Genomic DNA, 16,670 nt, shown 5'->3' with positions numbered 1-16,670 from the left:
GCGCTCTACCTGGTGCGCATGTTTGCCATCACCGGCTTTTATCACCGCTACTTTTCTCATCGTTCTTTTCACACGTCCCGCGCCATGCAGTTCGTCTTCGCGGCGCTCGGCAACACGGCGGTCCAGCGCGGAGCGCTTTGGTGGGCGGCTGTGCATCGCCACCATCACAAGCACGCGGATCACGACGAGGACGTGCATTCACCCGGGTTAAGTGGGTTTTGGTGGGCGCATATCGGCTGGATGACCAGCAGCAAAAATTTTCCCACAAATTACGACTCCATCCGCGATCTCGCCAAATTTCCGGAACTCGTCTTTCTCAATCGCTTCGATCTGGCCGTGCCTGCGGTCTTCGGCTTGGCGCTCTTTTTGTTCGGCGAAGCGCTCCGGATCTTCGCGCCCGGCCTGGGCACCTCCGGCGGGCAAATGTTCGTCTGGGGTTTCTTCGTCAGCACCGTGGTGCTGCTGCACGGCACGCTCTTCATCAACTCGCTCGCACACGCTTTCGGCTCCCGCCGGTTCCGCACCGAAGACGACAGCCGGAACAATTTCCTGCTCGCCGTGATCACGCTCGGGGAGGGCTGGCACAACAATCATCACCGCTTCATGGGCGCGGCCCGCCAGGGATTCTTCTGGTGGGAAATCGATGTGACCTACTACCTGCTGAAGATGCTTTCCTCCGTTGGGCTGATCTGGGACTTGAAACCCGTCCCGCACAGCGTGTTGGAGGAAGCGCATCGCCTCTCTTCCGCCCCGGAATCCGCTTGAACACAGGCTTTCGCCCCGAACGACGTGCCCACCCTCGCCATCATCGGAACTGGAATTGCCGGCCTGGGTTGTGCGTATTTCCTGCATGAGCGATTTGATCTCACCCTCTACGAGCAGAACGACTATGCGGGCGGTCATACCAACACGATCACGGTCGACGAACACGGTCATCCGGTGCCGATCGATACCGGCTTCATGGTCTTCAATCGCGTCACCTATCCGAATCTGACGCGGCTCTTTCGCGAACTGGCGGTCGGGACCAAGCCGACCGATATGTCGTTCAGCGTGCAGCACACGCCGAGTGGATTGGAATACAACGGGGGCAGCCTCAATCTGCTGTTCGGCCAGCGTCGCAATCTCCTGCGTCCCCGCCACTGGCGGATGCTCGCGCAAATCAATCGCTTCAACGCCGAGGCCGTGCCGGCGCTGGAGAATCCCAGGTTCGCAAATTACAGCCTGCGCGATTACATTGCGGAGCGCGGCTATGGCGAAGACATGCTCCATCTCTTCCTCGTCCCGATGGGCAGTGCGGTATGGAGCACGCCGCCCGACAAGATGCTCGACTTTCCGGCGATGACGTTGCTGCGCTTCTGGCACAACCACGGCTTTCTCGGCCTGGATACGCAGCACCCGTGGTTCACGGTCACGGGCGGTGCGAAAAGTTATGTGAAGAAGATCACGGAACCGTTTCGAGAACGCGTGCTATTGCAGAACGCCGCGACGCGGGTCGCCCGCGCCGGTGATCAGGCGCGGGTCACGGCGAGGGACGGCAGCACCCGCGAGTTCGACAAAGTGATCCTCGCCTGCCACGCCGACCAGGCCCTCGCGCTCCTCGCGGATCCTAGCGAGACTGAGACCCGCTTGTTGCGCAACTTTCACTATCAGCCAAACACCGCCACGCTTCACTCCGACGCGTCCCTCATGCCGGCCACGCAGCGCTGCTGGGCAGCATGGAATTATCGAATCGATGCGGGCGCGGACGGACAGGCCCTGCCGACGACGCACTATTGGATGAACCGCCTGCAAGGCGTCTCCCGGAACCGGAACTATTTCGTCTCCCTCAACGCGCACGATCGCATCGCCCCGGACAAAGTGCTGCGCCGCATCGAATACGAGCATCCCATTTTCGATCTCGCGGCGATCGAGGCGCAAAAAGAGCTGCCGGAATTGAACCGCCTCTCGCCGCGTCAGACGACGTATTACGCGGGCGCGTGGTTCAAGTACGGCTTTCACGAAGACGGTTTCACGAGCGCGCTCGATTGCGCGCGCGCCATCACCGGCGAGCCGATCTGGTCATGAACTCCTGCCTCTACGAATGCAGTGTCATGCATCATCGGCTCTCGCCGAAGGAACATCATTTCCGCTATAGCATCTTCATGTTCGCGCTCGACCTCGACGAACTCGATGAAGTCGCGCAACGCGTGCCTCTCTTCAGTCGCAATGGACGGAATCTCTATGCGTTCCGCGATCGCGATCACCTCACGCTTCCCGGCCGCGAAACCGCCTCCACGCGGGAGAATCTGGTCGCACTTCTCGCCCAGCACGGCATCCAATTCCCCACCGACGGTCGGATCACCCTCATCACTCTTCCGCGCGTGTTCGGCTACATCTTCAATCCCGTTTCCTTTTACTTCTGTCACGACGGCGCCGGTGCGCCGTTGTGTGCCGTGGTCGAAGTGGGCAACACGTTCGGCGAGATGAAACCCTATCTCCTGCGAGACTTCTCCAGCGCCGGCGAATTTCGACTCGTCACTCCGAAGCACTTCTACGTCTCGCCTTTTTCCCCGCTGGATCTCGCTTTCGATTTCAAGCTCCGCATTCCCGGCGAGGGCCTCGAGATTCATATCGACGACCGTGAAGGTGAGCGGCCCGTCTTGTTGAGCGCACTCACTGGAAAGCGTACGCCGCTCACCACCGGGCAACTCGCCTGGTTTACGATCAAGTACCCGCTCCTCACGCTCCGGGTTATCTCCCTCATCCATTGGCATGCCTTGCTCTTGTGGGCGAAGCGCCTGCCGTGGCATCGCAAAAGCGACCGTCCGGATCTGCAGAGGGATGTCATGCGCCCTCACGCCTCCCTCGCCGTCAAAGCCCCATGAACGAATCCGCCCTCCTCACTGGCGCTCAAGTCGCGCCTTCCTCTTCGCCCGGTTTCTACCAACGGCTGGTCCTGGATGCCCTGGAAAAAATGACCGCCGGTTCGTTGCGTCTCGAGCTGCCCGACGGCACGGTCCAAACCATCGGCACCCCCGCCGTCGCGGTCGATGCGACCATGCACATTCGTTCCCCGGCGTTCTTCCAAAAGTGCGTGCTCTTCGGCGATGTCGGTTTCGGGGAGAGCTATGTCGATGGGGATTGGGATACCGATTCCATTGAGCGCGTCATCTCCTGGGCCATCCTCAACGTGGAGAACTCACCCACGATGTCCGGCTCGAAAGCCCGCGCCTTCGCGCTGAACATGCTCAAGTTCTACAACCGTGCTCTGCATCGGCTGCGCCCCAACGATCTGACCATCGCGCGGCGCAACATCGCCGAGCATTACGACCTCGGGAATGACTTTTACCGGCTGTGGCTCGACGAAACGATGACCTATTCGAGCGCCCATTTCACCGCGCCCGGCGAAGCCTTGCGCGATGCGCAAATCGCCAAGTACGACGCGCTCTGCCGAAAGTTGCGCCTGCAACCCGGCGAACATCTGCTCGAAATTGGCAGCGGCTGGGGCGGCATGGCCTGCCACGCCGCCCGGCACTACGGCGTGCGCGTCACCACCGTGACCATATCCGAGGAGCAGCTCAAATTCGCCCGGCAGCACGTCGAGCAGGAAGGCCTGGCCGACCGCGTGGAAGTGCGGTTGCAGGATTACCGGCACATCACCGGCACCTATGACAAGATCGTCTCCATCGAAATGATGGAAGCGCTCGGTGACCGCTATCTCCCGGCTTACTTCGCGAAAATCCACGAGGTGCTGAAACCCGAGGGCCTCGTCGCGCTGCAATACATCACCGTCCCCGACTGTCGCCACGCCGAGTTGCGCCGCGGCATCGATTTCATCCAGAAGCACATTTTCCCCGGCTCGCTGCTCCTCAGCGTAGGGCGGGTGAACACCGTGGTGAACCGCACCGGCGACCTGTTCCTGCATCACCTCGAAGACCTCGGCGCCAGTTACGCGCGCACGCTCCACACGTGGTGGGAGAATTTCAACACGCAGCTTGCGCCCGTGCGCGCGCTCGGTTTCGAAGAGCGATTCATTCGCAAGTGGAACTACTACTTCCAGTACTGCGAAGCGGCCTTTGCCAGCCGCAACATCAGCGTCGTGCAGGCAGTCTACACGCGGCCCAATAACCGCGCGCTGCACGCCGCGATTTAGAATAACACCATGATCCGGAAACCGATCGTCAATGTGAGTGAAACAGAACGCTACGCCGCCGGCCTCCTCGGTGCGGCCGTGCTGGCCAGCGCGCTGCGACCGCCGCGTCCCTGGCGCTTGTTTTGGGCGGCCTGTCTCTTCTACCGGGCCTTCACCGGCAATTGCAAAGGCTACGAGATGCTCGGCATGAGCACCTGCAAGCTGGAGCGAAAACCATGATCTGGTTCCTCCGCGTCGCGGCCATCCTCGTTCTGCTCACGATGCTTTGCGTCACCACGTGGGCGAGTAACTTCGTAGCGCTCTGGAAGATGCCGCGCGAAGTGGCCACGCATGCGTGGTTCATCGCCACGCTTTTCGATACCTACTTCGCCTTCCTCGCGTTCTGGGCCTGGGTGGCCTACAAGGAAACGAGCCATCTCGCGCGTGGCCTGTGGCTGGTCGCCATCCTCCTGCTGGGCAACATCGCCATGTCGATCTACGTCCTGCGCGAACTGTTCCGCGTGCCCGCCGACGCGAAATTCGAGGACGTGCTGCTGCGCCGGAGATGAATCCTTCTGAAGCGGATCCCTCTGTTGCTGCTGTGCCGCCCGCCGCCTCCTTTTGGCAGCGGCGCGTGGTCACTCCCATCGTCAACCAGCTCAAGCAGGGCATCACGCCGGAGAAGATCGCGCTGACCATCGCCCTGGGTCTCCTGCTCAGCATCTTTCCGATCCTTGGCGCCACGACCATTCTCTGCGCGCTCGCCGCCTTCGCCTTGCGGCTCAATCAACCGATCATCCAGCTCATCAATTACCTCTCCTACCCGCTGCAATTGGCGTTCCTCATTCCGTTTTACCGCGCGGGCGAACATCTGCTCGGGCGCGCGCCGGTTCGGCTGAATATCCCACTGCTCTTCCAGCGCTTCGGCGCCGACGTCCGCCAATTCTTCCTGGATTTCGGCATGATTGCCGTCGGCGGGATCCTCGCCTGGCTCATCGTTGCGCCTTTCGCCGTGGCCTGCATCTATTACATCGCGCGTCCACTGCTGCGCGCGCTCGCCACCCGCATTCGGCCGTCGCTGGAGACCACATCATGATTACCTGGATGCTGATCGGCCTCGCACTGATGTTCGTCGTCTTCGCCGTCGTCTGGGCTATCGGGGTGAAGATCCGCAACTACTCCTTCCTCGATGTCATCTGGAGCTACGGCGTCGCGATCCTTGCTCCGATCTACGCGTTCGTCGGTCCCGGGCATCCCGAGCGGAAATGGGCCTTCACCGTCCTCGGCGTCGCGTGGAGCCTGCGCCTCGGCACTTACCTCTTCTTCCGGGTGTTGAAGCATCATCCGCAGGAAGACGTCCGCTACGAAGGGCTGCGCCAGCGCTGGCACGGCTCCGGGATGTTCCTCGTCTTTCACGAGCTCCAGGCGGTGGTCGTGGTGATTTTCTCCCTGCCGTTCCTCCTCGCCGCCTGGCGAATGATGCCACTGCAAATCGTGGAGATGATCGGCCTCGGCCTGGTGCTCATCGCGCTTCTCGGCGAGAGCCTCGCGGACCGCCAGATGAAGCATTTCAAGTCCGATCCCGCCCACAAAGGAATCGTCTGCGCCATTGGCCTGTGGCGCTATTCCCGCCATCCCAATTACTTCTTCGAATTCCTCGTCTGGGTGGGGTTCGCCGTCGCCTCGCTCGATACCCCGCATGGCTGGGTCACGCTGCTTTGCCCCCTGCTGATGTATTACTTCCTCACCCAAGTCACCGGCATCCCCCTTACCGAGGAATACGCCCTCAAGAGCAAAGGCGACGCCTATCGTGAGTACCAGCGCACAACCAGCGCCTTCATCCCTTGGTTTCGCAAAGCATGATCTCCATCGACTCCCTCCTCGAAGCCAACGTCGTTCCTGATCCACTGGTCCGGCTGGGCATCCGGCATTTGCTTGGCGAGACGCTGAAGGAGAAATGCGCTGGAAGCGTGGAAGAGCGGCAGGCGCGGCTGCAGGCGCATATCGATGGACTGCGGCAGAGTCCCATTGCCATCCAGACGGGTGCGGCCAATGAGCAACACTATGAAGTGCCGACCGTCTTTTACCAATACGCGCTGGGGAAGCGGCTGAAGTACAGCTCCGGTTATTGGCCGGAAGGAGTGAGCACGCTCGACGCGGCGGAGGAGAAAATGCTCGCGCTGACTTGCGAGCGCGCGGAACTGGCCGATGGACAGCGCATTCTCGAGCTGGGTTGTGGCTGGGGCTCGCTTTCGCTTTGGATGGCGGAGAAATTTCCGCAGGCACGTATCACCGCCGTCTCCAATTCGCGCACGCAGAAGGAACACATCGATGCCGAGGCAGCGCGGCGCGGGTTGCGGAATCTGACGATCATCACCGCCGATATGAATGTCTTCGACATCGCGGAGACCTTCGACCGCGTGGTGTCCGTCGAGATGTTCGAGCACATGAAGAACTATCAGCTCCTGCTCGCGAAGGTCGCGCGCTGGCTGGCTCCGGGCGGGAAGCTCTTTGTCCATATCTTCACCCATCGCGAAATTGCCTATCACTATGAGGACAAGGGCCCGGGCGATTGGATGACGCGCTATTTTTTCGCTGGCGGCCAGATGCCGTCCCACGACACGCTGCTGCACTTTCAGGATGACTTGCGTCTCGAGACACGCTGGGCGGTGAGCGGCGCGCACTATCAAAAGACCGCCGAGGCCTGGCTGCAAAACATGGATGCCCATCGCGCCGAGATTCTCCCTCTCTTCGCGCAAACCTATGGAGAAACGCAGACCACCCGCTGGTGGGTCTATTGGCGCGTTTTTTTTATGGCCTGCGCCGAGCTCTGGGGTTATCGCGGTGGGGACGAATGGATCGTCTCGCACTACCGCTTTTGTAAACCGTGAAAATATCCGTTCGTCCTTTCTGTCTGGCAGTCGCTGTGAGCGGCGTCCTGGCGTGCGAGGCGCCGGTTTTCGCGGCCGATGGCGCCATCCCGGCGGCGATCGCGCGCGGAGACGCGGCCGACGTCCAACTCAAGACAGCGGAATCCCTGACGGCTTATCTCGAGGCCGAGAAGCTCGGCGGCAAAGATGCGGAACTGCTACGGAAGATTTCGCGCGAGTATTCGCTATCGATGGTCGATACGAAATCGAAGGACGAGCAGCGCGCCTTCGGTGAAAAGGCGCTCGAATACGGGAAACGGGCCGAGACGGCCGATCCGGCCAGCGCCATGAATCAATTGGGGCTGGCCATTTGTTTTGGCCGCGTGGCGCCGTACCAGGATAACAAAACCAAGATCGCCTACTCGAAGCTGGTCAAGGAACACGCCGACAAGGCGCTCAAGCTCGATCCCTCGCTGGACTACGCCTATCACGTGCTCGGAGCGTGGAACTATGAAATTTCGGGGTTGAACCCGGTGCTGCGCGTGATCGCGAAATTGATTTATGGCGAGTTGCCGGCGGCTTCCTATGAGGACGCGGTCAAGGACTTCAAAAAGGCCATCGAGCTGGCCCCGCAACGCGTGGCGCACCATGTGGAATTGGGGCGGACCTATGCCGCCTTGGGGCAGAAGGAGCTGGCCCGCGCCGAAATAGACAAGGGGCTCGCCTTGCCGAATCACGAAAAAGATGACCCCGGCACGAAAGAGCGCGGGCGGGAAGCGCTGAAGAAGCTTTAAGGTCTGCGTTGCCGCCGATCCTACTGCGTGACCGAGCGGAGAAATGTCTCCACGGCATAGGTGCTGATTTGCCCACCCGGTCCATTGAAGTTGAAGTCGAAGGCGTGGGTCGCCCAGGGCAGGCGCACGAAGTAATGCGGCGTGCCGAGGCTGTCGAGCCGTGCGGACAGGCGCTCGCTTTGGCGAAACCAGACCAGCTCATCACGCTGGCCGTGGAGGAGAAGGGTGGGTGGGCTGTCGCGTTGCGCGAGCAGGATGCTCGAGGCGCTGTCGTAATTGGCGCGGGCTTCCGTCGGCGTGCCGCCGAGGTACTGCTTCACGAGTTGCAGGGAGTTCAGGATGTCGTCGGCGCGCGCATATTCGTAGGCGTAGTGCATGTCCGCCGGCGAATAAAACGCGATGCAGCCGCGAATGTTGGGATCGTGCGCGCCGTAGGCGACCGCTTCCGCGATCTGCCCGCCCGCGGAGCGGCCGAGCAGGACGAAACGGTGCGCATCGATGCCGAGTTCCGGCGCGTGCTTTTTGAGATATTCGATCGCATCCAGCGCATCGTCGCGCTGCGCCGGCCAGGTCCAGCGCGGGGCCAGTCGATACTCGATCGACGCCACCGCAAATCCCCGCCCCGCGAGATAGTGGCTGAACGTGGCGGCTTCCGTGGCGGAGCCATTGATCCAGCCGCCACCGTGAATGACGATGACACACGGCACGGGATGCGTCTCCGGGGAGCGATAAAGCAGCAGATGCAGCGCTTCATTCGCGTGATTCGCGTATTCGTATTTCTCGACCTTTACGGGCTCGACCTGGGGTGCGAGCCACAACTTCTTCCACGAAAACGGCGTCGTGGATTCCACGCCGCCGCTACTCGTCGCTTTTGGGAAAACGTGAGCGAGTTCCTCCGGCAGTCGTCGGGCCACGGCATTCGCGCGGATCGCCGAGGAGAGGAGCAATACCGAAGAGATGAGCGCGAGGGCGGTGGCGAAATGATTGATCGGCGTGCGCGATGAAGGCAGAAACGCGAGCACGAGCGGGATGATGAACAGCCAGTGGCCAAACTCCGTGACGACCAGGGCGACCATGAAAAGAGGCATGCTCGGCGCTGGCACGAGGGTCATCGCCGCCGCGGCGCAAAACACGGTCGCGACCAGCAAGCGGAGCAGCGACCAGAATTTCCTCATGCCGAGACAGACACGCGCCGGACGCTGGCGTTCAACACTCGCCAGCCGTTCGGCGTCCGCTCAATTGCCCCCGAGCAACACAATCGGGCCCGTCGCCTTGGGAACACCGCCCGCGGGCTCGAGGCTGATCGCAAACTTATCGGCCTTGCTGATGGGCTGGTCTGGCGAGAACGAAACGCGCGCGATGCCTTCCGCATTCACCGGCACCAGGCCGCCGTTGACGGGCGCGGGATATTTGGGATCGATCACCCAAAGCTGGTAATCCTTCCCTGCTCCCGCTGGCGGGACATTGTTGAGCTTGACCACGCCGTGCTGCTTTTCCGCATCCCATACGATCACGGCGGTGGCCTTGGAGTAGGCATCGACCTGCGCGGAAAGGGTGGCGATTTTCACCTTCGCCAGGAAATCGCGATTGCGTAACTCACGGGCTTCCTGGAGCAACGCGGTCCGATCCTGCTGCAACGAGCCGCGCTCCATCCAGAGCGCCGCAGTCGTGATGGCGAAGCCGGCCGCGAGGGCCCACGGCAGGAGATTGCGCCCGCCGCCCGATGGCACGGGTGCCTCGGTGGACGGCGCGACGGCGGTCGCCGTCGGCGCTGCCGGCGCGCCCGCCTCGGCCTCGGCCCGGATGCGGGAGAGAATGCGCTCCCGCAATTCCGGCGGCGGCAAGTGAGCAGGGGCGTCGAGCGCCAGCGCCGCGGCCGTTTCGCGCAAGTCGTCGGCCAGTGCCTTCAACTCGGCGTCATTCGCCAGCATGGCTTCGAAGGCGCGCGCCGATTCCGGGTCGAGAGCGTCGAGGGCGTATTCCGCGGCGAGATCCTGGCGATGTTCGTCAATCATGCTACCTCCTCCAGGAATTCGCGCAGCTTGAGCAGCCCGCGGCGGATGCGCGCCTTGATCGTGCCCAGCGGCGCACCGAGTTTCTCGGCGATTTGCTCGTGGGTCAGTCCGCTGAAAAAGGCGAGTTCCACCGCCTGCTTCTGTTCTGCGGGAATTTGCACGAGCGCACTGCGGATTAGTGCGCCCTCGTCGCGCCGCTCCGCTTCGCCGGCGGAAGTGTCATCGGTCTCGGGAAAGTGGCTGAATTCGACCGTGGCCTTCTCGATCGTGCGATCGAGCCGCTGGCGCACGCGCAGGCGGTCGATGGCTTTGTGGCGCAGGATCATCACCGCCCACGTGAAGGGGCTGCTGCGCGCCGGATCGTAGGTGGTCGCGCGCCGCCAGATGTGGGCAAAACCTTCCTGTAGTACGTCCTCGGCCTCCTTCTCATCGCGCGTCATCTTGAGAACGAAGGAAAACAGGCCGGGCGAGAAGCGATCGTAGAGCGCCCCGAAAGCGGCCTCATCGCCAGTCGCGATCCGCGCAAGCAATTGCGCATCGATCTGGCGGTCGCTTTCTTTGGCTGGGGTCATGGTTCGGTGGCCGGCCCGGGTGGCGAAGGCACCAGCGTGCATCTCCACGGCGACAGGCAGACTGGCGCAGGAGATTGCGGAGTTCCACGGCGGTTGGCAAGCGGCGAGCACATGAATTAGACGCACGTTTACGTTCGGGAGATGCACGGCACGCGCGGGCGTGCTTTACTGATCGCATGTCGCTGCCCATCCGGTTCCGCATTGTTGGCGTCTTTCTTCTCACGCTCTGCGTGGCATTCACGGCTGGGGCGGCCGATTTGGGCGCCAAGGTGTCTTACAAAAAAGACACTCCAGTCCAGTTCGCCGCATTCACCCTGACCTATATCGGCGAGCGGCGCGTAGTGACCCCGAAATTTCCGCCGGGCATGACCTTCTACGACTTTCGCCTCATGAGTGCGCAAGGCAACCAGACGATCTCATGGACCTCCGGCACGGGCGACATCGGTCCCACGATTTTCAAGGTAGGCAGCGAACAGTTCACGCTCGAACTCAAGCGCTCCGACAAGCTCGGCAGGCTCAAGGAAAACGAACTGGTCGTTAGCCGCGCGCCGTAGCGGGATCAATTGCGGCTGCGCCCGCCGGTGAGCAGCGGGAGGAGGTAGTAGAGCGTGTAGGCCAGCGAAGTGATCAAGGCCGCGACATAGGTCCAGCCAGCCGCGTCGAGCACTTTGCGGACGCCGGCCATTTCTTCGTCGCTGCCGATGAAGCCCATCTCCGCGAGGACGCGCTTGGCGCGATTCGAGGCATCGAATTCCACGGGCAAGGTGACGAGATTAAAGAGCATGATCACGCCCCAGCCTGCGGCCATGAGAGTCATGCCGGTATAGTAAGAAATCCAGTGGGTGAACATGAAGAGCATCGGCAGCCACATCACAATCTGGCTGGCGAATTGGGTCGCGCCGACCGCCGCCATGCGCAGGTGCAGCGGGCCGTAGCCCTGCTGGTGCTGCAAGGCGTGGCCACACTCATGCGCGGCGACCCCGATGGCGGCGAGCGAGTTGCTCTGGTAATTTTGCGTCGAGAGCACGAGCCGCTTGTGGGACGGGTCGTAGTGGTCGCCGAGCATGCCTTCCTCGGCGACGATTTCGACGTCGTGAATGCCCGCGCGTTCCAGGATGGCCGCGGCGACTTGGGCGCCAGTAGCGTGGGACGAGGCACTGACCTGGCTGTAGCGGTTGTAGAGGCTCTTCACCCGGGCCGACGCCCAGAGCGAAAGCGCAAATGTTCCGACAAAGAGAAAGATGGATAAGAGACTCATGGTGGTTGGTAATATACCGGCGAAAGCGGGGCAGGCAAAATCCTGCGCCTCGATTGGTCACGAGCCGCAATCAACCGGCTGCAAGTCTGACAGTCTGGCGGCGACCGCGTTCAACGAATCGGACGCGGGCCAGCCGGCTAAGCCAGGATCGCCGCTGCCGTTCTTTCCGTGGCGCCGAAGTGCGCCGCCACGATCCCCCGCGCGCGCTGCGCCAGTGTCTCCCGGCGTGCCGCGTTCGCCAGCAGGTCGGCCAACTGATCCTTTAACTCCGCTTCATCGCGGATCTGCACCGCCGCCTCTTCCTCGCGCCAGCGCGTCACGATGGCGGCGAAGTTTTCCATGTGCGGGCCGTACACTACCGGCTTGCCCGCCAGGACTGGCTCGACCGGATTTTGACCGCCATGCGCGGTGAGGCTCTTGCCGATGAAAACGACGGTGGCCAGATGATACCAGTCGCGTAGTTCGCCCGTGGTATTCACGACGAGCACATCGGCCCGCCCTTTCGCTTCGTCACTCCGCAATACGACGCGCAAGTCCAGCGGCCGCAAATCGGCCAGCACTTCCGGCGTCCGCTCGACATGGCGCGGCACGAGGATGAGAAACAGATTCGGGAACCGGCTCCGCAGATCGCGATAAAGTCGCGCCAGGATCAGCTCTTCGCCGGGAAAAGTGCTGCCGGCCAGCAAGACAGGGGCATCGTCCGCGACACTCCATTGCCTCAATACGGCCCGGAACTCCGTGGTGCGCTCACCGCCCCCGGCGGCGTAATCAAACTTCGTATTGCCCGTCACCTGGATCCGCGCCGGGTCCACGCCCAGCGACTCCCAACGCGCCACATCGTCGGGCTCCTGCACGGCCAGCACATCGAGGAGCCGGAAGATCGGCCCGGTGAGCGCGCGAGCGCGGCGGAAACGCCCTTCCGAACGCGGCGACAATCGTGGTACGAAGGTCACGGTGAGACCGCGCCGCTTCGCCTCGGCCACGAGGTTCGGCCACACGCCTTCGATAAAGATCAGGCGTACCGGCCGCACCACATCGAGCGCCGCCCGCACGAAGGCTGGGAGATCGAGCGGATTGTAGATCACCTCCAGCCAGTCGCACGCCGCTTCGCGAGCGACCGCGAAACCCGTCGAGGTGGTCACGGAGAGCGCGATCTTGATCGTCGGGTCCAGTGCCCGCATTTGCCGCGCAAGCTTCAGCGCGAGCAGCGTTTCACCGACGCTGATCGAGTGCAGCCACAGCCACCGGCCACTCGTGAAGCGCGCCCGTTCCTCTGCGGTATATCGCCCGAAGCGTTGGGCGAACTTTTCCCGGTAGCCGCCGCGCCGGAACATGCGCTGCAGAAACCCGGGCAGCAAAGCGACGAAGACCAGCGGGAAAAAGAAATTGTAAACGCGCAGTGAGCGGCGCGCGTCGGCGGGAAATGGCGCGGCCATGAGGTCAGTTCAACAGACGAAGAAACGCGACCTCGGTGGCGCCGTAGCGCTTTTGGCGAAAGCATTCCCACACCTGGCGCACCGGCAGTTTCGCGCCGGGCAGATGCTCGAGAATGAAAATGCCATTCGGGGCCAGGGCATTGCGCAACGACTCGGAGCCGAGCAATTCCGGGGTGAAATCGCGCTCGCCCGCCACCTTGGCGTAGGGCGGATCGGCGAAGATCACATCATACTTTCCTTGCGTCGGGTAGCGGTCGAGATAGCGAAAAATGTCCATGGGCTGAACTTCGCCGGTCAGTTTCGTCCTTTCCAGGTTTCGCTCGATCGCCGCCACCGCGCGCCGGTCACTCTCCACGAAGGTCGCGGACGCCGCCCCCCGGCTCAGTGCCTCGATCCCCAAGGCGCCGCTGCCCGCAAAAAGATCGAGCACCCGCGCGCCGACGATGAAATCGCCGAGACTGGAAAACATCGCGCCTTTGACCACATCCATGGTCGGTCGCAAATCGCTCTTGGGCAGGAGCAATGGGAGCCCGCCCGCGCTGCCGGCAATGACCCTCACGGATTCGGCGCCACGGGTTGCGTCTGCGGAGCCGCCGGCGCAGGAGTCGCGGCGGGTGGCGTCGAAGCCGGTGGAGTGGCCGCGTTGGGCGCCGCCCGATCCTTGTCCTTCTTCTTTTTCTTCTCTTCCTTCTTCGACTTGTCCTCCTCCGGCTTTTTGTTGCTGTCGCCGCCGAAGATTGCCCCGAGCACATCGCCGAACTGGCTGTTGATCTTCTGCCCGACGAGCTTGTCCATGATGTTCGTCTTGGGCTTGTCGGTCGTTCCGTTGATGGCGAAACTGATCGCGCGACGCCCACCTTCGACGGGCAGGAAATTGTCACGGATCATTCCTGGCAGCCGCTGGACCACGGCGTCCTCGGCGGAAAGTTGCGCGTCGAGATTGAGGCGCTTGTCGAGCCGCGCCGTGCCGTGCGCGGTGAGCTGTAAATCGGAGGTATTGAGCGTCAGCTTGTCGACCAGGATTTTGTCGCCCGCGAGGTGCAGTTCGCCGTGCCCATCGTGAACGCGCAAGTCGGAGAGTTCTCGCATGCCGAGGATCTGGCCGATGTTCTGGAAAAGATCGAGCTGGTGAAACTGCGCGTCGCGCACATCCACGCGGCCTTCGCCTTCCATGTGGTCGGTGTGCGCGGTGTCGCCGTGGAATTCGATCTGTCCACTCAGCATGCCGGCCGCCTCCCCGGCGGCGGCGCCCATCTGCGCGCCCAGGCGATCCAGGTCGACCTTGGCGAAGGTGATGGCGATCTTGAACGGCGAACGCGTCTTTTCCGCGTGGGTGTGATATTTGCCCTGCAACGTGCCGCCCGCGAACGTCGCGGCGATCTCGGGCAGGTTGAATACTCCATCGGCAAACTTGAACGGCGTGGTGACGTTTTCCAGCGTTAAGGTATCCGCCCACACCACTTTGCCGATCGTCGCTGTTCCCTCGATGTGGTCGGCGGTGAGTGAAGTGTAGGTCATGTTCACGTCGCTGAAGACCGCTACATGCTTTTTCGCCGTGTCAAAAAGCTCCACCGAGCCACCCTTGATGTTGAAACGCTGCACGATCACCGCGAAACTGCTCTTCTTCTCCTCCGCGACCTTCTCCGCTTCGGCCGGAGATTTCTTCTCCTCGGTTTTCTCCTGCTCCTTGACCAGCGTCTGGCTGGCGTCCTCGGCGGACACGCTTTTTGCCTGTTCCGGTTCGGGCAGTTTCCATTTCCCGTCCTTCGTCTGTTCCCACACGATCTTCGGGCTCTCCACCTCCATCTCGGTGATCACCAGCCTGCCGTGCAGCAGCGGCAGCCAGCGGTAACGAGCGTTAAAAGACGTGGCATCGAGGAAATTGGCCCCGCCGTTCGGAATCGTGATGCCAGTGATGCTCAAACTGCCGAAAGGCGAGACGCTTACATTCGTCAGTTTCAGCGGCAGCCGCAGCGATTTGCTCAATTCCTCCTGGATCCGCGCCTGTGAGCCCGGCGATTGAATGTAGAGATTGAGGCCTACGACGAGGGCGATACCCAAGGCCACCAATACGGCGAGCCCGATGAGAATAGCCTTGGAAACTTTTTTCACGCCGCACAACGTAGCCCCCGACCTTTGAAAGAAAAGGCGGAATCGCCCGTGCCGCATGCAGGAAATCCTTGTCATTTTTAATCCCGCGGCTCGCAGCGAGCGAGCCAAGGCTGCTTGGCGCCGTATCGAAAAGCTGCCCAATTGCACCATGCGCGCCACCTCGGCGCCGGGCGATGCCCGCACGGTGGCCGGGGCCGCGGTCAACGAAGGCTTCACCACGATCGTAGCCGCGGGCGGCGATGGCACGATCAATGAAGTGGTCAATGGCATGGTGGGCTCCGATGTGGCCCTGGGCATCCTCCCGGTCGGCACCATGAACGTCTTTGCGGCCGAACTGGGCCTCCCCGGCGACCTCGACGAAGCCTGGGCCATCATCCAGGCCGGGCGCACCCGTCGCGTCGATCTGCTGCGGGCCAACCAGCAATACTTCGTCCAGTTGGCCGGCGTGGGCCTCGATGCCCAGGTCGTCCAGGCCACGAGTTGGAATTTCAAAAAGAACTTCGGTCCTCTCAGCTACCTCATCTCCGCCGCGCAGATCGCTGCGCAAAAGCCTCCACGCCTGTATGTTGAGGCGGATGATCAGGTGCGGGAAGGTTCCTTCGTGCTCATCGGCAATGGCCGCTACTACGGCGGCCCGCTGGCCTTCTTCAAGGATGCCCGCATCGACGACGGCAAGCTCGACGTCCTTATCTTCAAGAACCTCGCCTACCTCGACATCGCCCGCTACGTGACCAATGTCTTCATCGGCAAGCACACCGACCTGCCCGACGTGGAGTATTTCCAGACGAAAAGGGCTTCCGTGCGCAGCGATGACGATGTGCCGGTCGAGGTCGACGGCGAGCTCGTGGGGTCGCTCCCAGTGACCTTTCGGATTTCGTCGCGCAAATTGAAGGTCGTCGTGCCAGTTGGACGCGATAATTAGAAAAAGTGCGACCCCTCGCTTTCCAATTTTACAAGCAGCGGCGAGTCGCCTAATTTCCGGGACGTATGCGCCCCTCCCGCCGTCAAATGCAGCCGTTCGTAAGACGGTGGCAGGCGGGGCGCACCTCAGCGACGATGCTCGTCGTCGCCCTGGCGGCTGGATCCTTCGGCGCCCAATTTATCGTGGAGACTCTTTTCAGCGGGCAACATTCGCACGATATCCTACGCGAGTGGCTGGCCCTCGATAGCGCCGTCATCCAGAGCGGGCACTGGTGGAAGTTTCTGAGCTTCGGTCTGCTCCACGCCGATCCCGTGCACATGCTGGCGAATTTGCTGCTCCTCTTTCTCGCCGGCCGTGAATTGGAACCGATCATCGGTGCGCGCCACTTCTCGATCATCTACATCGTCGGCAACATTCTCGGCGGCGTGGCTCATTGGACTCTCATGCGTTGGCAGCCTCTCATGGGAGTCTCCGCCGGCGTTGCGGCGGTGATCGTCGCCTACACCACCATCCTGCCCGAATTGGAGGTCACGTTCCACCTTCTCTTCGTCATCCCGGTGCGTCTCCGGGCCAAGCACCT

Annotated in this window: 20 protein-coding genes; 13 read left to right on the top strand and 7 right to left on the bottom strand. The window is 62.1% G+C overall.

All coding sequences use genetic code 11. The features are described from left to right. The 10 genes from ABJF10_RS19185 to ABJF10_RS19140 all read left to right on the top strand — a co-directional run. Positions 1 to 765: acyl-CoA desaturase (locus ABJF10_RS19185; RefSeq protein WP_348546216.1), on the top strand; the 765-nt coding region annotated here is incomplete at its 5' end. Positions 766 to 789: 24 nt separating this feature from the next. Next, positions 790 to 2,064 carry an FAD-dependent oxidoreductase gene (locus tag ABJF10_RS19180; RefSeq protein WP_348546215.1) on the top strand — a complete coding sequence of 425 codons (1,275 nt, stop codon included), beginning with the start codon at positions 790 to 792 and terminating at the stop codon, positions 2,062 to 2,064. Beyond that, the gene (locus ABJF10_RS19175) at positions 2,061 to 2,864 is read left to right on the top strand and encodes a DUF1365 domain-containing protein (protein ID WP_348546214.1); all 804 of its coding nucleotides are present in this window, start codon (positions 2,061 to 2,063) and stop codon (positions 2,862 to 2,864) included. Before ABJF10_RS19180 ends, ABJF10_RS19175 begins: the two co-directional genes overlap by 4 nt. Continuing rightward, positions 2,861 to 4,132, top strand: a complete 1,272-nt coding sequence (locus ABJF10_RS19170) for a cyclopropane-fatty-acyl-phospholipid synthase family protein (protein ID WP_348546213.1) — start codon at positions 2,861 to 2,863, stop codon at positions 4,130 to 4,132. Before ABJF10_RS19175 ends, ABJF10_RS19170 begins: the two co-directional genes overlap by 4 nt. Before the next feature lie 9 nt (positions 4,133 to 4,141). Continuing rightward, positions 4,142 to 4,351, top strand: coding sequence for a DUF2892 domain-containing protein (locus ABJF10_RS19165; protein WP_348546212.1), 210 nt, complete (start codon positions 4,142 to 4,144; stop codon positions 4,349 to 4,351). After that, positions 4,348 to 4,680: a DUF1475 family protein gene (locus ABJF10_RS19160; protein ID WP_348546211.1), complete on the top strand. Its 333-nt coding sequence runs from the start codon at positions 4,348 to 4,350 to the stop codon at positions 4,678 to 4,680. The genes ABJF10_RS19165 and ABJF10_RS19160 overlap by 4 nt, the downstream gene beginning before the upstream one ends. Further along, positions 4,677 to 5,207: a DUF2062 domain-containing protein gene (locus tag ABJF10_RS19155; protein WP_348546210.1), complete on the top strand. Its 531-nt coding sequence runs from the start codon at positions 4,677 to 4,679 to the stop codon at positions 5,205 to 5,207. The genes ABJF10_RS19160 and ABJF10_RS19155 overlap by 4 nt, the downstream gene beginning before the upstream one ends. Next, positions 5,204 to 5,974: a DUF1295 domain-containing protein gene (locus ABJF10_RS19150; protein WP_348546209.1), complete on the top strand. Its 771-nt coding sequence runs from the start codon at positions 5,204 to 5,206 to the stop codon at positions 5,972 to 5,974. Before ABJF10_RS19155 ends, ABJF10_RS19150 begins: the two co-directional genes overlap by 4 nt. Continuing rightward, entirely contained in the window at positions 5,971 to 7,002 is a 1,032-nt protein-coding gene (locus ABJF10_RS19145) for a cyclopropane-fatty-acyl-phospholipid synthase family protein (RefSeq protein WP_348546208.1), read from the top strand. The genes ABJF10_RS19150 and ABJF10_RS19145 overlap by 4 nt, the downstream gene beginning before the upstream one ends. Then, positions 6,999 to 7,775, top strand: coding sequence for a hypothetical protein (locus tag ABJF10_RS19140; RefSeq protein WP_348546207.1), 777 nt, complete (start codon positions 6,999 to 7,001; stop codon positions 7,773 to 7,775). Before ABJF10_RS19145 ends, ABJF10_RS19140 begins: the two co-directional genes overlap by 4 nt. A 20-nt stretch (positions 7,776 to 7,795) precedes the next feature. On the opposite strand, the gene ABJF10_RS19135 is transcribed toward ABJF10_RS19140, so the two are convergent. Genes ABJF10_RS19135 through ABJF10_RS19125 form a run of 3 tightly spaced genes read right to left on the bottom strand, consistent with a single transcriptional unit; the run spans position 7,796 to position 10,362 of the window. Then, positions 7,796 to 8,950, bottom strand: coding sequence for an alpha/beta hydrolase (locus ABJF10_RS19135; RefSeq protein ID WP_348546206.1), 1,155 nt, complete (start codon positions 8,948 to 8,950; stop codon positions 7,796 to 7,798). 60 nt (positions 8,951 to 9,010) lie between these two features. After that, positions 9,011 to 9,790, bottom strand: a complete 780-nt coding sequence (locus ABJF10_RS19130; RefSeq protein WP_348546205.1) for an anti-sigma factor — start codon at positions 9,788 to 9,790, stop codon at positions 9,011 to 9,013. Next, on the bottom strand, positions 9,787 to 10,362 hold the full coding sequence (locus ABJF10_RS19125) for a sigma-70 family RNA polymerase sigma factor (protein WP_348546204.1): 576 nt from the start codon (positions 10,360 to 10,362) through the stop codon (positions 9,787 to 9,789). The genes ABJF10_RS19130 and ABJF10_RS19125 overlap by 4 nt, the downstream gene beginning before the upstream one ends. 176 nt (positions 10,363 to 10,538) lie before the next feature. Here ABJF10_RS19125 and ABJF10_RS19120 point away from each other — a divergent pair, with 176 nt between their 5' ends. Continuing rightward, positions 10,539 to 10,916 (top strand): hypothetical protein, encoded by a 378-nt coding sequence (locus tag ABJF10_RS19120; RefSeq protein ID WP_348546203.1) that lies wholly within the window; start codon positions 10,539 to 10,541, stop codon positions 10,914 to 10,916. 5 nt (positions 10,917 to 10,921) lie between these two features. On the opposite strand, the gene ABJF10_RS19115 is transcribed toward ABJF10_RS19120, so the two are convergent. From ABJF10_RS19115 to gspN, 4 genes are all read right to left on the bottom strand, one after another. Beyond that, positions 10,922 to 11,620, bottom strand: coding sequence for a zinc metallopeptidase (locus ABJF10_RS19115; RefSeq protein WP_348546202.1), 699 nt, complete (start codon positions 11,618 to 11,620; stop codon positions 10,922 to 10,924). A gap of 137 nt (positions 11,621 to 11,757) precedes the next feature. Continuing rightward, positions 11,758 to 13,056 carry a glycosyltransferase N-terminal domain-containing protein gene (locus tag ABJF10_RS19110; protein ID WP_348546201.1) on the bottom strand — a complete coding sequence of 433 codons (1,299 nt, stop codon included), beginning with the start codon at positions 13,054 to 13,056 and terminating at the stop codon, positions 11,758 to 11,760. 4 nt (positions 13,057 to 13,060) lie between these two features. Beyond that, positions 13,061 to 13,615: a 16S rRNA (guanine(966)-N(2))-methyltransferase RsmD gene (rsmD, locus tag ABJF10_RS19105; RefSeq protein WP_348546200.1), complete on the bottom strand. Its 555-nt coding sequence runs from the start codon at positions 13,613 to 13,615 to the stop codon at positions 13,061 to 13,063. Continuing rightward, complete coding sequence (gene gspN, locus ABJF10_RS19100; protein ID WP_348546199.1) at positions 13,612 to 15,168, bottom strand: type II secretion system protein GspN; 1,557 nt, start codon at positions 15,166 to 15,168, stop codon at positions 13,612 to 13,614. Before gspN ends, rsmD begins: the two co-directional genes overlap by 4 nt. 55 nt (positions 15,169 to 15,223) lie before the next feature. On the opposite strand from gspN, the gene ABJF10_RS19095 reads away from it, so the two are divergent. Then, positions 15,224 to 16,090, top strand: coding sequence for a diacylglycerol kinase family protein (locus ABJF10_RS19095; protein ID WP_348546198.1), 867 nt, complete (start codon positions 15,224 to 15,226; stop codon positions 16,088 to 16,090). Positions 16,091 to 16,155: 65 nt separating this feature from the next. Continuing rightward, positions 16,156 to 16,670 (top strand): rhomboid family intramembrane serine protease (locus tag ABJF10_RS19090; RefSeq protein WP_348546197.1); only part of this gene is annotated, 515 nt, incomplete at its 3' end.

Source organism: Chthoniobacter sp. (genome assembly GCF_040003245.1).
Taxonomy (GTDB): Bacteria; Verrucomicrobiota; Verrucomicrobiia; order Chthoniobacterales; family Chthoniobacteraceae; genus Chthoniobacter.
This window is presented reverse-complemented; position numbering and strand designations above follow the sequence as displayed.

Excerpts from the sequence above, each read along its gene's own strand:
- ABJF10_RS19130 (WP_348546205.1), bottom strand. The coding sequence starts at position 9,790 with ATGATTGACGAACATCGCCAGGATCTCGCCGCGGAATACGCCCTCGAC.
- ABJF10_RS19145 (WP_348546208.1), top strand. The coding sequence starts at position 5,971 with ATGATCTCCATCGACTCCCTCCTCGAAGCCAACGTCGTTCCTGATCCA.
- ABJF10_RS19115 (WP_348546202.1), bottom strand. The coding sequence starts at position 11,620 with ATGAGTCTCTTATCCATCTTTCTCTTTGTCGGAACATTTGCGCTTTCG.
- ABJF10_RS19175 (WP_348546214.1), top strand. The coding sequence starts at position 2,061 with ATGAACTCCTGCCTCTACGAATGCAGTGTCATGCATCATCGGCTCTCG.
- ABJF10_RS19135 (WP_348546206.1), bottom strand. The coding sequence starts at position 8,950 with ATGAGGAAATTCTGGTCGCTGCTCCGCTTGCTGGTCGCGACCGTGTTT.
- ABJF10_RS19170 (WP_348546213.1), top strand. The coding sequence starts at position 2,861 with ATGAACGAATCCGCCCTCCTCACTGGCGCTCAAGTCGCGCCTTCCTCT.
- ABJF10_RS19150 (WP_348546209.1), top strand. The coding sequence starts at position 5,204 with ATGATTACCTGGATGCTGATCGGCCTCGCACTGATGTTCGTCGTCTTC.
- ABJF10_RS19120 (WP_348546203.1), top strand. The coding sequence starts at position 10,539 with ATGTCGCTGCCCATCCGGTTCCGCATTGTTGGCGTCTTTCTTCTCACG.
- ABJF10_RS19095 (WP_348546198.1), top strand. The coding sequence starts at position 15,224 with ATGCAGGAAATCCTTGTCATTTTTAATCCCGCGGCTCGCAGCGAGCGA.
- ABJF10_RS19125 (WP_348546204.1), bottom strand. The coding sequence starts at position 10,362 with ATGACCCCAGCCAAAGAAAGCGACCGCCAGATCGATGCGCAATTGCTT.
- ABJF10_RS19165 (WP_348546212.1), top strand. The coding sequence starts at position 4,142 with ATGATCCGGAAACCGATCGTCAATGTGAGTGAAACAGAACGCTACGCC.
- ABJF10_RS19160 (WP_348546211.1), top strand. The coding sequence starts at position 4,348 with ATGATCTGGTTCCTCCGCGTCGCGGCCATCCTCGTTCTGCTCACGATG.
- ABJF10_RS19155 (WP_348546210.1), top strand. The coding sequence starts at position 4,677 with ATGAATCCTTCTGAAGCGGATCCCTCTGTTGCTGCTGTGCCGCCCGCC.
- ABJF10_RS19110 (WP_348546201.1), bottom strand. The coding sequence starts at position 13,056 with ATGGCCGCGCCATTTCCCGCCGACGCGCGCCGCTCACTGCGCGTTTAC.